This window comes from Pseudomonas sp. FP1740 (assembly GCF_030687165.1).
Lineage (GTDB): Bacteria > Pseudomonadota > Gammaproteobacteria > Pseudomonadales > Pseudomonadaceae > Aquipseudomonas.
On sequence record NZ_CP117461.1, the window covers coordinates 1,649,322 to 1,662,902 of the forward strand.

The window sequence follows — 13,581 nt, forward strand, 5'->3', positions numbered from 1 at the left end:
AATGGCTATGGTTCACTGAGTGTTATTGATTTTCAAGGGGCGATAACGCAAAGAGACGGTCTTTCGACCGCCCCTCTGTGAGCCGAGACATTCTGCGGCGTGGGAAGGAAGTAGACGTTCTACTTCCTTCCCAGCAGCCGCGTCAGAAGTATTCCAAAAACAGGGTAATGGCTTGGGAAGCGGCCATCAATAATCCCCCGGCAATCAGCGCTGCACGGTAAGTAGGTCTGACGCGTAGTGCTACTCCGCGCCGTTTATGTTCTTCACGCATTCGACGAATTTGCCTGCGCTGGATGGCAGGGGTCAGCGGGGCCAATATCCCCAGCACTTTGAACGACGTCGCAATAACCCCCAGTTTAAAACCAAGTTCCATCGGCCCTTGGTGTGCGGTGGTGGAATAGAAAATTTCTGACGCATTGAGTCCCGCGATGATCGTCATCATGGCGAGCACGAACCAAAGCAATCCCAAGATTCGTTTGGATGCCAAGGCAGGGTATTCCCAAGGGGCTAATGTTTGTACAGGCATGATTTCTCCAAGAAAGGCATGGGTGTGGGTACCGCCTGCTTATCTTGAACGCCCCCTGAACGCCCCCTGTGGGGCCGCAAGCCAAACTGGGAGCTGGTTTTTCCGCGCCTAATTTGCGCTTGGCTTCGTTCGGGCACATCTAAGTCGGCATGAATTTCTCTCCCAACCTCGATCAGATGATACCGGAACAGCTTCGCGCCTTGGCCGAACTAGCCTTGCAGTTGCTGTCCCAGGTCGATTCGATGGGCCAGAAAATCCACCGCCTCGAAACGGTCAATGAGCAACTGGCTCATGGGATCGCAATCCTCAAGCGGCACAAGTTTGCCAAGCGCAGTGAACAGCTGAGCTCTGACCAAGGCAGCCTCCTCGACGATCTGCTCGATACCGATCTTGCGGCCATCGAAGCCGAGCTAAAGTCGGTCAATCCATCACCTGCACGGGCCGAGCCACGTGAGAAGCCCAAGCGTGCTCCGCTGCCTGCGCAGTTCCCGCGCACAGTGATCCATCACGAACCGCAAGACACCCAGTGCGCCTGTGGCTGTCAACTTCAGCGCATCGGTGAGGACGTCAGCGAGAAGCTCGATTACACCCCGGGCGTGTTCACCGTTGAGCAGCATGTGCGTGGAAAATGGACGTGCCGTCAGTGCGAAACTCTGATCCAGGCGCCGGTACCCGCGCAGGTCATCGACAAGGTATCCCGACCGCGGAGTTGTTGGCTCACGTGATGGTGGCGAAGTTTGCCGACCACTTGCCGCTGTCCCGACAGGAAAAGATTTTCGGTCGGGCTGGTTTGCCAGTTGCGCGCTCGACGCTGGCGCAATGGATTGGACAAGCCGGTGTTCAACTCCAACTGCATCGTTGATGCATTGCGCGCTGCCGTACTGGCCGAGGATGTCATCCACGCCGATGAGACCCCGGTTCAGATGCTTGCGCCCGGCGAGAAGAAAACTCGTCGAGCCTACGTCTGGGCCTACAGCACGACGCCGTTTTCGGCACTCAAGGCCGTGGTTTACGATTTCAGCCCAAGCCGAGCGGGCGAACATGCGCGCAACTTCCTTGAGCAGTGGAACGGCAAGCTGGTATGCGATGACTTCGCGGGCTACAAAGCCGGTTTCGAGAAAGGCATCACCGAAATTGGCTGCATGGCCCACGCCCGTCGCAAGTTTTTCGATAAGCCAGCTGGCTGAACACGCGCTGTACTCGATTGGCGGCTTGTACGAAGTAACGCCAAGCTCGAGACATAAGCGATGAGGATCGTTTGCGAATACGCCAGGAAAAGGCAGCCCCAATCATCAAAACGCTGCATGACTGGATGCTGGCCCAGCACGATCTCGTGCCCAATGGATCAGCAACGACCAAAGCTCTGGATTACAGCCTTAAACGCTGGCTAGCGCTGACGCGCTACTTGGAAGACGGGGCCGTGCCCATCGACAATAATCAAATCGAGAACCAAATCCGACCATGGGCACTTGGGCGCTCAAACTGGTTGTTTGCCGGGTCGCTTCGCAGTGGCAAACAGGCGGCGATCATGAGTTTAATCCAGTTGGCACGCATGAACGGGCGTGGTCTGTATGCCTATCTGAAAGATGTGCTGACACGGCTGCCGACACAGCGGGCGAGTGAGATCGGGCAACTGCTACCGCATGAGTGGGTGCCGGCCTGACTTACGCAAGGTGAGTTGGGCGTACGCTCACTCATGATGCGTTGACCGAGCGCGACGACCTTCTGCGCCTGGTAGACCTCGCGGGCGTTGAGAGCAGGTTTTGTGTTCAAATTTTCCATCGTATTGATTGCCGATACTCGTCTTGAGGTGTCCAAAATCATTAGGCCAGTTCAATGAACCTCGCCGAAGTGCACTTCAGGCGCAAGGAGCTACGGGATGAAATCACAAGCCAATATCGAGTTGCATACGCCATTCAAGCACGTCCTCTGGCAGAACTTCCGGCGGCAAAGTTTGGACTATGCCTCGCAAGAGATGACCGGAATGGCAGTGGAGTATCGCGACTTTTCTCGGGTCATCCTCAAAAAACGCTAGCTTTGCTCCTGCCCGGCGCTGGCCCTTGCGCAGGGCTTCTAATGCCTCCTGGCCGAGCCATTCGAGGCGTAAAAATCCATACATGTTCACCGCGGAAGCCTTCACATGACTCTTTAGCAGTTCTGCCACCAACTGCTCCAAACCTTGCGCGCCGAGCGTGGCCACAGCCAATTGCCAAAGCTGCCCTTCGAGAGAGGTCGTGATCTTCATACACACGCCAGGATGATGATGTGCTTGAGCTCCTGTCGACCTAAATCTGTCGCTCTGGTTTTGGGGCAGCTGGAGTGCTGGTGTCTTCCAGATGCGACACCAATGCTTCTTTCAATTCCAGCAACGCTTCTCGCAGTCGAGCGTCCTCGCACCGGTCGCCCGAGCTCGGCTTGAATTCTTCGACGTGCCGGAGAAGGGCTTCCGCATTGTTTGTGTTGAGATCAAAAACAATCATGTTGAGTCCGGGACTTTGGAGGAGGGGATCGCATTAGCAGGCAAACCCGTGACTGAGCCTTTCGAGTTCAGCCTTTACGAGTTCGTATCCCGCTTCAGTGAAAGCGAGCTCCAATGGTGTACTACCACCGAAGGTGTTTTTCGGTTGGGTCAGCCAACTGTCGGCTTTTGCTTTGTTGCCAAATACAAGCTTGGCTTGATGCTGGATCAGCTCAACGTAATTCATTGTTTGGCTCTTGGGTGACTCGCCGGTGTCCTTTCAGTTTTAGCTGACGGTCGAGGTTGATGCTGGGGTCTTCGCGCAATATTCACGAAACGCTTTGATGCCCCGTTTGATGATCAATATTGGCTTAATCATGTAGCGATAGCTGACGAACATATTGAGCGCGAGCCAACCCAACTGGTAAGTCGAGCCATGAAATCCTCCATGGTGTGTGCTGTTTTGCCAAAAGCCGTAGGCAACGAAAATAGTAAAAATGGCGACCGTCAGAGGCAGGATGCTGAGCCTCCCCAGGGAGACGGCAATAAAGGGGATCGTGACAACTGAGCGGACAGGCTCGTTGTCGAGCTGGATGGCCCAAATTCTGTTGACGTTGTCTTTGCCTGGTTGATACGTCGCTCGGATCCGGTCGCCGGCTTTTACATGTGCGTCCAGAACGTCAGGGATTTCGAGCCTTTCGTGTTTTTTGCCATCAACTTTCCAGTAGTGATAGCTGATCATGTCGCCGCCGAAGCCTCGCGATTTCTCGTCGATCCGGCCGTCTACGATTTGCATTTCCTTCATCTTGATCCTGTCCTAGCGTTTGGAGTGATGGCAAAAAGATATTTCTGCCGAATACTAAGTAATACTTAGTATGTCATCAAGCCGAATCTAAGAATCTCTTAGCCTTTTGCGGCGAGAGAAATGACGACGTTCAGTAAACGTTTGAAAGAGGCGCGCAAGGTGAGAGGTTTTTCCCAAGAGCGTTTGGGGATAGAAGCCGGAATTGAGCCAGCATCTGCCTCAGCTCGGATGAATCAGTATGAGAAAGGTGTTCACCAACCAGGGGAGGGCATCGTGCAGCAGATTGCTGCTGTCCTGAATCTGCCAGCAGCGTACTTTTACTGTGAGGACGATGAGACTGCACATTTGCTGCAGTGCTTTCATTTGTTGAAACGGAAGGATCGCAAGGATGTGATTGATCTAGTGGAGCGACTGGCCTTCCAAAGCTGAAGGCTATGGAGTCCTATACCGTGGTAAAGGCTATCCGGATATAGCTTACGACGGCCGCCAACCTTCGGACACCGGCTGAGCTGACGAGCTAAGCATCTTGACTGTAGGAATTTACTCTCCTGATGGTAGGCTTCCTAATTTCGGAGCCTCCGAGTGCCCCCAGCTAGAGAGGCCCGGCCCGGCGTACAGGAGCTTTATCTTCAGTGGACGTAAATACTGATCATCGTTTTAACCCGGCTGCGCGTTCGGAAGCAGTTGACCCTCACCTATCTAAAGGCTTCGTGCTGAGGCTGTTCGACAAGCTTCTCGATCGCTGGGGAATTCAGCAGGCATCAGCCTGGCGTGTGGGCCATAAGTCCGGTCACGATGAAGGATATTTGCTGGGCTATGACAAGGGCCACAAGAGGGGGCTCGAAGACGGAAAACTGATCGTTGAGCTGCAACCCGGGCCAATTCCAGTACCGGGGGAGCCCGGAGTAAAACCGCCGGCATTTTTCAAGAATTGGACATTCCCGATCACCCCTGAGTTGGAAGACGAGATCCGGGATGATTTCGCCCGGTTGTTGAAGGATAAGCCGTCCGAAGATCAGTGGAAGATGATCCTGTCTAAAACGCCGACAACCTCCGTGGTAGCTGGTGCTGGGAGCGGCAAGTCAACGACGATGGTGTTACGCCTCCTCGTCCTCCACCATTACCTCGGTATTAAGCTTGAAAGCCTTACTGTCATTACCTTCACCAAAGAATCCAAACTGGATTTCGCCGGCAAGGTGCGCAAGGTCTTCAAACAGTGGGGCTACGAACTCTCGAAGGAAGAGTCCCTCGACATCGTGCGTACCTTCCACTCTCGAATATTGTCTTTCACGCGCAGCATTCCTGGTTTGGAGAAAGCGCAAGCCTTCGAATTCCTGGACTTAAAAAACGACGAGGAAGAAAAGTCTGGCTCCATGTTCCAAGTGAAGCTCAAACCTGAGCAGCTCACCCTGATGAATGAGTGCTATCAGGATTTGTACGACAGCGACCCAATTTTCAAAGACCTCATTGCCGAGCTGGCACGCCGAGCCATCTACTTGGAGCACTTGGACGCGCAAAGCGCTGATGTGAAGGCGCGACAGGACAAGGTCGTGCAGATGGAACAAATCGACGACGCGTTGTGTTTCAGGCTGGAAGGGCTGTGGAAGTCAGCTGGCCGCTGGCCGATAGCGGGGGTAGTTCCGTCACGTGAAAAGATCACACTGCTCGGTCAGACGTTCCACTCCAACGGTTTCATTCCCGAGTTGGGTGCTTACGTCATTCTCGGTGTGGATAAGGACGAACCTCGCGACTTGAAGATTGAGCCTGAGCGCTGGCCTTACCTCACTTTGGATGTAGCCGATAAGCGCATCCTGTTTCAGGCTTTTTGTTCGAAGCCTGTGATCTTCCTGAGCAGCTACACCGATGCCGGCGCATCTGTCGATGCGATCATGAACCTGGCAAATGCCTGTCCGAAATTCCGGTACAAGATAACCGGAGAGATTTCATCCCAGTACATTCTGGAGGCGTTTTACTCGGCGGCTTCCTTTATCGAGAACTTGGGGTTGGATGTGATTCCGGCGATCAAGGCTATGGAACTCACGGAGGATGATCCCGACCGCGCATTCTTTAAAGCTCTTGGCCGCTACTGGGTGGCACTGGATGAAAAGCTTAGGGTGATGAGCCCCCCAGTGCTGACCTTCAACAAGATGTTTTCGATGTTCAGTGAACGGGGCGCGAAAAACCTGCAGGCGGTTCCCGATGGCGTCCTACAGCCGATGTCGACATTACTTATCGACGAATTCCAAGACGTCGGTGCAAATACCATCTCCTGGGTCAGGGCAACTTTTGCCGAGATCGAGCGTAGGAATTTGCCGGTTCAAACAGATGGGCCTCCAGCTTACGCTTCGCTGATGGCCGTGGGGGATGACTGGCAAAGTATCTATGGATGGCGAGGCAGCTCGCCGCAGTTCTTCATGGAGTTCGATAGCCACTTTGTGGCGCCTCCGTCGACGCGTGTATTTATGCAGGAAAACCATCGCTCTCATCAGTGGGTCATCGATGCGGCAGAGGCCATTGTGAAGCGAACAGGAGGCTTTAAGAACAAGAAGGGTAAAGCGGCCAACCCTCAGGTGATCGGTAACAAGGTTCCCGTTCAGATGCGCGATTTGAGCTACATCCACCTGCGCGAAACAGCGCAAGCGCATTACGAAGCAGGTCGTTCCATCTTGGTACTCTATCGGGTTGGGCGTACCAAAGAGGTCGTCGAGAAGAACCTGGCCAGCCTCATCAGTCAGGCAGAAAAGGACGGTAGGGAGGGTGACCTGAAGCTACTGACGTACCATGCTTCGAAGGGCCTTCAAGCGGATGCCGTATTCTTACTGGGCGACTGCGAGATGACCACGTCCTCGCCATTCAAAAACGACATTTTCAGGCAGGCCAAGATGGGGGGAGATGACCCTTGCGGCTTCGACACCTCTCAACGAAGTGAAGCTTTGCGCACTGCTTACGTGGCCATCACCCGAGCAATAACCTATTGCTACTGGTACGTTGATCGTAAGGAAGGCAAAGTCCGTGCGTACGAAAAAGCAAGTCGGCACGTGGACAAGTCCTTGGACTGCTGGGATGTCCTTCCGTCGTCTACGGCCCAGACGAAAAATGAATACGGTAAGAAAACCGTCGGCCAGCGCGTCGGTTCTAGGCGGTACCGGTAGATAGAGCGAGGCTCCAGCGGTAGTAGACCGTCCAGAGCTTCACGACGCGTGTCGATGAACTCTGGATGGTCTACTACAAAATGAAGCCAAGGCCTTTGGTCGACAACTAGACGCGCCCGAGGAATAACCCGTGGTAGCAGCACAGGGCTACTACCACTCTGATGCAACAGACTGTTTTCGAGCTACTCTGCTTGCACCTTATTTTCTTGGGCGCGCCAATCCTTCGTATAAAGAAGTTTATCAGCGTTCAAGTACACTACGGCGCATGATTCAACAAGTAACTTTGCTGACTTAGACTCTACGATCTCACCATCAAGCGAAATAAAGCTTTGCTGCCTCAAAGACTGATACACGTGTAGGACGTTCTCAATCGCTTTGTTCTCGACATTTTTGAATAAGATAGAGTCATGAACCAAGAATGGAATGGTCGTGTGCCTAAGTAGCGACGTATCGAGCAATATGAGGTTTGAATAGGCTTTGCCAGTGCCCGTATCCTTGGGTATTTCATAGCTATATTTCTCCGGCATGAGCTCAAGTTTTGGTGAGGCTCGCAATTCGCCGTAAATGAAGTTGACTAGGCCTGCAATGTCCGTGTTTAAGTTGTCTTCTATTTTTTGAAGTATGCCGGATTTTAGTTCTTTGAGTTTGTCTCTAAGTTCTTTGGCGTCTTTCTTTAGTTCGATAAATTTATCGTAGAGTTCGTTCTCTTTGGAAAGCTTGGATAATTCCAGGGAAATGTCAATTACTGAGTCTACGATGAACGCTGGGTTGCCCGAATTCTTTAAGGCTTTTGCGATGGCTGCATTGCATTCTGCAATCTGAGTATCGATCAGACTTAATTGCTCGGTTAGTTCTTGTTCTTTAGCTTTGATCTCTTTTCGAAGAATGCGAGTCAGGCCGTTGTGAAATGACTCGATAGTATCCAGCTTCTCTAGGTTGAGAGAGGGGATAATTTCAAGCAAGGGTTGGAAACTTCGCTTGGAAATATTCTTGTTGTTCTCAAGATTGGCTTTGACTCGCTCAAGCTCGCTTGCGAGGGACATCTTTATTTCGAGCAGCTGGTTTTTTTGTGTTTTCTGTTCCAGTACTGCTTCATCAATCAGTTCGTTGATCGACATGGCCAGGCTGGAGATCTCCTTCCTAATATTATCTAGGCGAGCCTCGTGGTTTGCGATGTCTTCCTGATTCTTGTTGTATTTGGGTTTGGTAATCTTCGGGATGATGCTCTGTTTTGCGGCGGCGTTAAGTGATTTTTGCTCAGTAAGCAAATTGGTCTGACGGATCGACAGGTCTTCCAGTGGGCCGAACTGCTTAAAGACCTTGATCAGCCACTCGATGCACTGAGATCCACTCTCCTGACTGAAATTGTGAAGCGGCTTCCTGACATCGAGGTTGTCTCGTCCCCAAACGCGCGTCACCAAGGACACGATGGATCTAAAGCTCAGATCTTCGATTTCGTTGGTGTAATGAAGCTTCAGGAATTCCAGATACTCAGTGGTACCCATCTCCCTTGTAGAGCCATCGTCTCCATGAACATGCAGCAGAGTTGGGGTGCCAGTATTTCTTTCGAAGATGTACTCTTTATCCAGGCGAAGCTTGAAGATGTAGCTATGATGCCCCAATGTTTCAGGAACGTCTTTTCCGTGCGTTATAAGCGTATCTCCTCCATAGATGAAGTCGATGATTTTCAGAAGAGTCGACTTTCCGATCGAGTTGGAGTTCGCACGGTCTCCTACGACAATATTGAGCTTCTCTTTGAAAGTGATGCGTTTTTCGGTGAACCAATCGCACTCGATGTAGATCAGCATCTTGAAACAATCCCTGTCGTAAGGTTTACATGGAGAGCATTGCTCAGGTGCAAAATCTCTATGGCGTAGAGGAACAGCTCTATCGAACCAATACTCGCAGAGGTTTTCTTGTAAAGCTCTCCAAGGGATATTGGTTGTTCTACGGCGGCGTACACTTTTTCCGCATGGCCTAGGGAAGATTCTGCGAACGATATGAATTTATTTGGCGTGATCATTCGAAGATCTCGCAATTTTGAATGAAGAAGGATGCGATGATTTCCGAGGCTTCGTCCGACTGAGATCCTGAACGATGGCGTATCCATTCCACGATGTTTTTGAAAATTACTTGCTGGTTCTGGGTTTGCTTTTTCTGCAGCAGGTAGTACGTTTTGACCTGAAGAGAGATCATCGTCGATGAGTCAGGCGATTCTGCCTCGACGAGCTGCAATTTCCTCCGGACGAAGGAAAAGTAATTGCTCACATTTTCCTTGATACGGTTCTTGGTCAGGCGGGTCATGGTGTCATTGATTTTTGCGCTTAACTCTTTTGGCTCAAGACTGAGCTCAATGTCCTCATCGGAGACGTGTTCCAAGGCATCAATGATTTTTGCAATCTCGTTCTCAATCGCATATTCATCCATTAGCTTGGATTGACGGTTACGTTCCATGATTGATTGTTTGAGCGCGACCATCTCCCTATAACCTTCGGCTGTCCTTGGGTTGTCGAATTCAGTATGGCAAAGAATACAGAGCGCTATAAGGTTGTCCGGGTGATCGACGTTTTCGTGAAGTCTGAACTCATCTTTGAGAAGCTCTAGTTCTTTTGGCTTAGGATTAAGCGGATAGATATGCGCAAGTTCAAACCTTTTGTTTGATGTCCTCGCTTTCTCATACATCAGCGGTTTTCGACATTTAGGGCACTTGGCCGAAACTTCACCTACCAACATAATATTGATGTTTTCGGAGAAGCTCTTGCGTTTGTTCGAGGACATGCTCTGTTCCTTGAGAGCGAGGCGAGCAAAATAAGCTGAGCGGATGATAGCGTAATGAGGTCGTCGTCAGAAGTGCCTGTCTGGCGTCGTCAGTAGCGGTACGGGGGGGGGCAAAGCCATGCATGGCCAACGTCGCAACGCAAAACAGCAGTCACTGTGTGGTTGGTGGCTTGGCGGAACGCTGCCCTATGTGGCAAGCCAGAACTAGAGCCCTGGATGAACTCACTTGATGCCCAAAGATGGCATTTCGCCTTATATTGACCGAGCGTGACCGCCAAGGGATTTCTAGATTCCATAGGGAAGACACGTGTAGGCGTATTGCTGGGCATATTCGAGTTTTCTTGACGTACTGAGCCAGGCTGTCGTCGCCGGTTTCGGGTGGTTTGAGCATTGACATGAGGTCTGCGTGACGTGATTCCGCCAGATGACGGTAAATTGGACATCGAAGTACAGAAAATGGGTATTGAGCGCGAAAGACTTGTGCTTGAACACAAACGAGTTTCGCAGGCGGATCGCAGCTTGGTGCTTGAGGACAGGAAAGTATCTATTGCGGATCGAAACCTGGTGCTTGAGTGGGGCAAACTCTTCATCGCTCTGGTGGTCGCGTGCATTGGTGCATTTGCTTTTACACTCAAACCATCTTCGTCCAATTCTGCTCAGGCGACAAACCCGTTGGAGCTTCAACAGCGAGGTGAGGAGTTGCTGATAAAACGCAGCGAGCTTCAAATGAGCAAAGAGGCGACCAAAGCTAAATTCCTTCAAGACAATCTTGAGCTGATCTCGTCCACAGCTCCAGAGTCTGAAGCGAAGGTGACAGCCCTGGTCAAGGCGCTATGGCCACCAGTGGAGGCAAGCGACATTTTGCACCGGGCGAAGCTCATTCGAGACAGCATTCCAAAGCCGACAGTGGAGACCGCAAGCCCAACGCCAACAGTCGCACCTGACTATGTCGCACTAGGCAAGGCGTATGTTTCCAAAGGTGATTTTGAGCAGGCGCGCGCCAGTTTTGAGTTGGCATCAATCAAGACGCCGGTTGATCCGATGGTTTGGAATTACAAGGCCTATGCCGAGATGCGAGTAGGTCGGACTGAGACCGCACTCCAAAGCATCAAGACAGCTATTGGTTTGCGACCGACCCAGCACAGTGATCAGTTGACCGTTGTTATCAACGTATCGAAGATCCTGTGTTCAGCAACCCGCGTGAGTGAGGGGGTGGATTACTTCAATCGAGCGATCCATCAGGCACCGGATCTGCTTGAAAAGCTGCGAATCGACGAGGAGCTCAAGAAGCGTTGTGTTCCCTTGGCGCAGCAGCGTGAAGGGTCGTTGTAATTCCGGTCGAAGGCAATCATAGATTACTTCCGAAATGGCTAAGAACGGTACGCACGCCACGGATGATCAGGCTCTGCTTTAAGGAGGCATGGCCTCCGCGACTGATGATGTTTGTAAGCAAAGCGGCCACCGGTTGAAATTACATATTTCCAAGGGGGGGGAGCTGGCGCCCTAAGAGAGAAATCAGGTCTTCGTGACGGAGAAGGGCCGCCATGTGCACTGGCGTTAATACTGGATAGAGGTTGAGGGAGGGGGCAAAAAACTGTCGTTGGAAAAATTGATTGATGGCGCAGAGTGCTCGTATTTTTGTAGCCAACCCCTTATAGCTTTTGACCAGTTGAGCAGCCTACTGAAGCAGACCGTTAAAAGTGCCCAAGAAGCTCCCCTCAGCAAATTTTTCGCATCCCGTTGTGAAGAAGTGAGGCAGTATTGGTGTCAATTTGATATTGCCGTTATTGCCGTATGAGTGGTAATGTGTAACTTGGGGTAGATGTAGGTGCATCATGACGATTTCATCAAAATCTAAAGCGGCTATTAATTCGCATAGTGCTCCCCGGGCCCTACCGGATTCTGTTGTTCGCTGGGTTGGCTCTTCTGAGGCGCAACAAGCCATTCGTGCCGCCCTGGAAGCAGCGGCGCGTTCGAATGCCGAATATGACCGATACTGCATAGTTTCTCGCGAGTCTCTCGACAGACCTCTTAGTACCATATAGTTATAGGCACATGGACGGTGGGTTTTGCATTTTGATCTTTGGAAGTATGACTCGGCGAATTTTCTCCATTGTTTAATGAGTGCCTCAAAATTTACCACGCTGGAAACTATTCAAGGTAAGCGGCACAGGAATTACCTCGAACAGTATTTCGAAGAAATAAATGCACAAACGATTGTTGTAGAGCACGCATACGTCGATAGAGATTATCTTCAAGATTATGCAGCTTATTATGATCGTTGTTTTAGTGATTATTCTCGGCGGACAAAGCGGCTGCATTTCTTCAATAAGAAATTTGGCCGCAAAGATCTGCAGAAACTAATTGTTAACAACCCTGGTAATCTCCTCGAAGCGGATCTAAAAACTGCTTACCTCGGTTTTATCGTAGTAAGACCTTTACCTATGACGATCATTGGTCGCACTTGTCTGGCGACTTATGGCGCGGATGGCGGTCGTCGCGTATTTCCAAGCCTACGTGCATATCCGGTAAATTTATTTGGTATCGAACTGGAAGTCATGAGCTTGGCGTACCAGGAGCAGGATACTGTGGTTGCTGCGTGCGCGACGAGCGCCCTTTGGACTTGTTTTCACGGGACGGGTAAGTTGTTCCAGCATTCAATTCCGGCACCGGTTGAAATTACCGATTGGGCGAATGAGGTCATGCCCGAAAACCTGTTGTCTACAGGGGCGCGGGCCTTTCCCAATTCTGGCCTCTCGGCTAAACAAATGGCACATGCAATCAAGCAGGTCGATCTCGACCCTTTCGCCGTGAGAGCAGGTTCAAGCTACAGTCTTAACAGCGTTGTTTATGCCTATTTGCGTGGAAAAATTCCATTGCTGTTGGCTTGTCATATAACTAGTTACGATTCTGGCCAAGAAAAATACATAGGAGCCCATGCGGTTGCTATCACTGGCTTTTCCTTGCGAGATGAAGAATCGGTGGTAGCGGCGAATACTATATTGGGAGGTGAGGACGGACTGCTTGAGGAGGATGCGCAGGCGGGCAATGGATTCAGGTTGCGAGCCGCCAAGATTGATAAGTTGTATGTTCATGACGACCAGATTGGCCCATTTGCTCGTATGGAGTGGAGTCGTATGCCGACCCCCTATCAGATGCAGCTAGAGCAGACATCTATTGGTTTGAAAACTTCGTGGTCGCCGCTCACCTTTGCTGTCCCCGATTTTGTCCTCCTGCCGTTGTACCACAAGATAAGAATCCCTTTTGCGCTCATCCATAATGCCATGAAGGCTCTGGATTTCGCATTGGAAACAATTCGTTCTCGAAGCGAGCTCGCCAATCTGCTTGACCGTGCAGAATGGGATATCTTTTTAACTTCGGTTAATGACTATAAAACTTCTGTGCGTAACGAATACGTGATTATTGGGATGGATCCTCAGAAATCTCTGTATGCGGATCTCCCGCGTTTCATGTGGCGAGTAATATTGCGTAGCGCTGGGGAGGTGCATGCCGAGTTACTGTACGATGCGACAGGGATCGCTCAGCAAAATCTATTGGTGCATTCATGTAGTACCGGCAGAGAATACGCCCAATTGCTTTCTTTGATCGGGCGTCATGCAGGCACCGTTGAATGCCTTCCCTTGCAAGCCAGAGCGGCTGTCGAGGCGTTTAACGCTTAAATCGCCTGGTTTTTGTCGGCTCGCCCTCCCCAGTGGAGGCCTGATCAAGCTCTGAATGGCAGCTGTCGTCTCAGGGAGGGTTGGCGGTCGAGTGGTGAGACCGTCTCACTGCCGTGATGGTTTTAATGTCGCCATGGTCAGTAGGGTATTTAAGTCGGAGTTGTCTATCCCCGAATAGCTGC

The 13,581-nt window shown here is 51.2% G+C and carries 12 protein-coding genes and 1 pseudogene; 5 read left to right on the plus strand and 8 right to left on the minus strand.

The window, feature by feature from the left end; genetic code table 11:
• Positions 1-142: 142 nt before the first annotated feature.
• Positions 143-526 (minus strand): hypothetical protein, encoded by a 384-nt coding sequence (locus tag PSH69_RS07295; protein WP_305411531.1) that lies wholly within the window; start codon positions 524-526, stop codon positions 143-145.
• A gap of 149 nt (positions 527-675) precedes the next feature.
• On the opposite strand from PSH69_RS07295, the pseudogene PSH69_RS07300 reads away from it, so the two are divergent.
• Positions 676-2,189: pseudogene (locus tag PSH69_RS07300) on the plus strand (IS66 family transposase).
• A gap of 222 nt (positions 2,190-2,411) precedes the next feature.
• Here the strand turns inward: PSH69_RS07300 and PSH69_RS07305 are convergent.
• From PSH69_RS07305 to PSH69_RS07320, 4 genes are read right to left on the minus strand one after another with little or no spacing between them, the layout of a single operon-like run.
• Positions 2,412-2,771 (minus strand): hypothetical protein, encoded by a 360-nt coding sequence (locus PSH69_RS07305; protein ID WP_305411532.1) that lies wholly within the window; start codon positions 2,769-2,771, stop codon positions 2,412-2,414.
• 40 nt (positions 2,772-2,811) lie between these two features.
• The gene (locus PSH69_RS07310; RefSeq protein ID WP_305411533.1) at positions 2,812-3,006 is read right to left on the minus strand and encodes a hypothetical protein; all 195 of its coding nucleotides are present in this window, start codon (positions 3,004-3,006) and stop codon (positions 2,812-2,814) included.
• Between the two features lie 33 nt (positions 3,007-3,039).
• Entirely contained in the window at positions 3,040-3,231 is a 192-nt protein-coding gene (locus PSH69_RS07315) for an MbcA/ParS/Xre antitoxin family protein (RefSeq protein WP_305411534.1), read from the minus strand.
• Between the two features lie 39 nt (positions 3,232-3,270).
• The gene (locus PSH69_RS07320) at positions 3,271-3,780 is read right to left on the minus strand and encodes a hypothetical protein (protein WP_305411535.1); all 510 of its coding nucleotides are present in this window, start codon (positions 3,778-3,780) and stop codon (positions 3,271-3,273) included.
• A 129-nt stretch (positions 3,781-3,909) separates the two neighbouring features.
• Here PSH69_RS07320 and PSH69_RS07325 point away from each other — a divergent pair, with 129 nt between their 5' ends.
• Together PSH69_RS07325 and PSH69_RS07330 are read left to right on the plus strand one after the other, a co-directional pair.
• Positions 3,910-4,218, plus strand: coding sequence for a helix-turn-helix domain-containing protein (locus PSH69_RS07325; protein ID WP_305411536.1), 309 nt, complete (start codon positions 3,910-3,912; stop codon positions 4,216-4,218).
• A 203-nt stretch (positions 4,219-4,421) separates the two neighbouring features.
• Positions 4,422-6,941 carry a UvrD-helicase domain-containing protein gene (locus PSH69_RS07330; protein ID WP_305411537.1) on the plus strand — a complete coding sequence of 840 codons (2,520 nt, stop codon included), beginning with the start codon at positions 4,422-4,424 and terminating at the stop codon, positions 6,939-6,941.
• A 182-nt stretch (positions 6,942-7,123) separates the two neighbouring features.
• On the opposite strand, the gene PSH69_RS07335 is transcribed toward PSH69_RS07330, so the two are convergent.
• Genes PSH69_RS07335 through PSH69_RS07340 form a run of 3 tightly spaced genes read right to left on the minus strand, consistent with a single transcriptional unit; the run spans position 7,124 to position 9,719 of the window.
• Complete coding sequence (locus tag PSH69_RS07335) at positions 7,124-8,749, minus strand: DUF2326 domain-containing protein (RefSeq protein WP_305411538.1); 1,626 nt, start codon at positions 8,747-8,749, stop codon at positions 7,124-7,126.
• Entirely contained in the window at positions 8,743-9,051 is a 309-nt protein-coding gene (locus tag PSH69_RS30225) for an ABC-three component system middle component 7 (RefSeq protein ID WP_370695233.1), read from the minus strand. Before PSH69_RS30225 ends, PSH69_RS07335 begins: the two co-directional genes overlap by 7 nt.
• Positions 8,961-9,719: an ABC-three component system protein gene (locus tag PSH69_RS07340; RefSeq protein WP_305411539.1), complete on the minus strand. Its 759-nt coding sequence runs from the start codon at positions 9,717-9,719 to the stop codon at positions 8,961-8,963. The genes PSH69_RS30225 and PSH69_RS07340 overlap by 91 nt, the downstream gene beginning before the upstream one ends.
• Positions 9,720-10,130: 411 nt before the next feature.
• Between PSH69_RS07340 and PSH69_RS07345 the strand changes: the two genes are divergently transcribed.
• Both PSH69_RS07345 and PSH69_RS07350 read left to right on the plus strand, forming a co-directional pair.
• A complete protein-coding gene (locus PSH69_RS07345; protein WP_305411540.1) occupies positions 10,131-11,051 on the plus strand; it encodes a tetratricopeptide repeat protein in 921 nt (306 codons plus the stop codon).
• A 737-nt stretch (positions 11,052-11,788) separates the two neighbouring features.
• Positions 11,789-13,399 (plus strand): hypothetical protein, encoded by a 1,611-nt coding sequence (locus PSH69_RS07350; protein ID WP_305411541.1) that lies wholly within the window; start codon positions 11,789-11,791, stop codon positions 13,397-13,399.
• Positions 13,400-13,581: the final 182 nt, after the last annotated feature.

Excerpts from the sequence above, each read along its gene's own strand:
- PSH69_RS07310 (WP_305411533.1), bottom strand. The coding sequence starts at position 3,006 with ATGATTGTTTTTGATCTCAACACAAACAATGCGGAAGCCCTTCTCCGG.
- PSH69_RS07295 (WP_305411531.1), bottom strand. The coding sequence starts at position 526 with ATGCCTGTACAAACATTAGCCCCTTGGGAATACCCTGCCTTGGCATCC.
- PSH69_RS07305 (WP_305411532.1), bottom strand. The coding sequence starts at position 2,771 with ATGAAGATCACGACCTCTCTCGAAGGGCAGCTTTGGCAATTGGCTGTG.
- PSH69_RS07335 (WP_305411538.1), bottom strand. The coding sequence starts at position 8,749 with ATGCTGATCTACATCGAGTGCGATTGGTTCACCGAAAAACGCATCACT.
- PSH69_RS07340 (WP_305411539.1), bottom strand. The coding sequence starts at position 9,719 with ATGTCCTCGAACAAACGCAAGAGCTTCTCCGAAAACATCAATATTATG.
- PSH69_RS30225 (WP_370695233.1), bottom strand. The coding sequence starts at position 9,051 with ATGGATACGCCATCGTTCAGGATCTCAGTCGGACGAAGCCTCGGAAAT.
- PSH69_RS07325 (WP_305411536.1), top strand. The coding sequence starts at position 3,910 with ATGACGACGTTCAGTAAACGTTTGAAAGAGGCGCGCAAGGTGAGAGGT.
- PSH69_RS07320 (WP_305411535.1), bottom strand. The coding sequence starts at position 3,780 with ATGCAAATCGTAGACGGCCGGATCGACGAGAAATCGCGAGGCTTCGGC.
- PSH69_RS07315 (WP_305411534.1), bottom strand. The coding sequence starts at position 3,231 with ATGAATTACGTTGAGCTGATCCAGCATCAAGCCAAGCTTGTATTTGGC.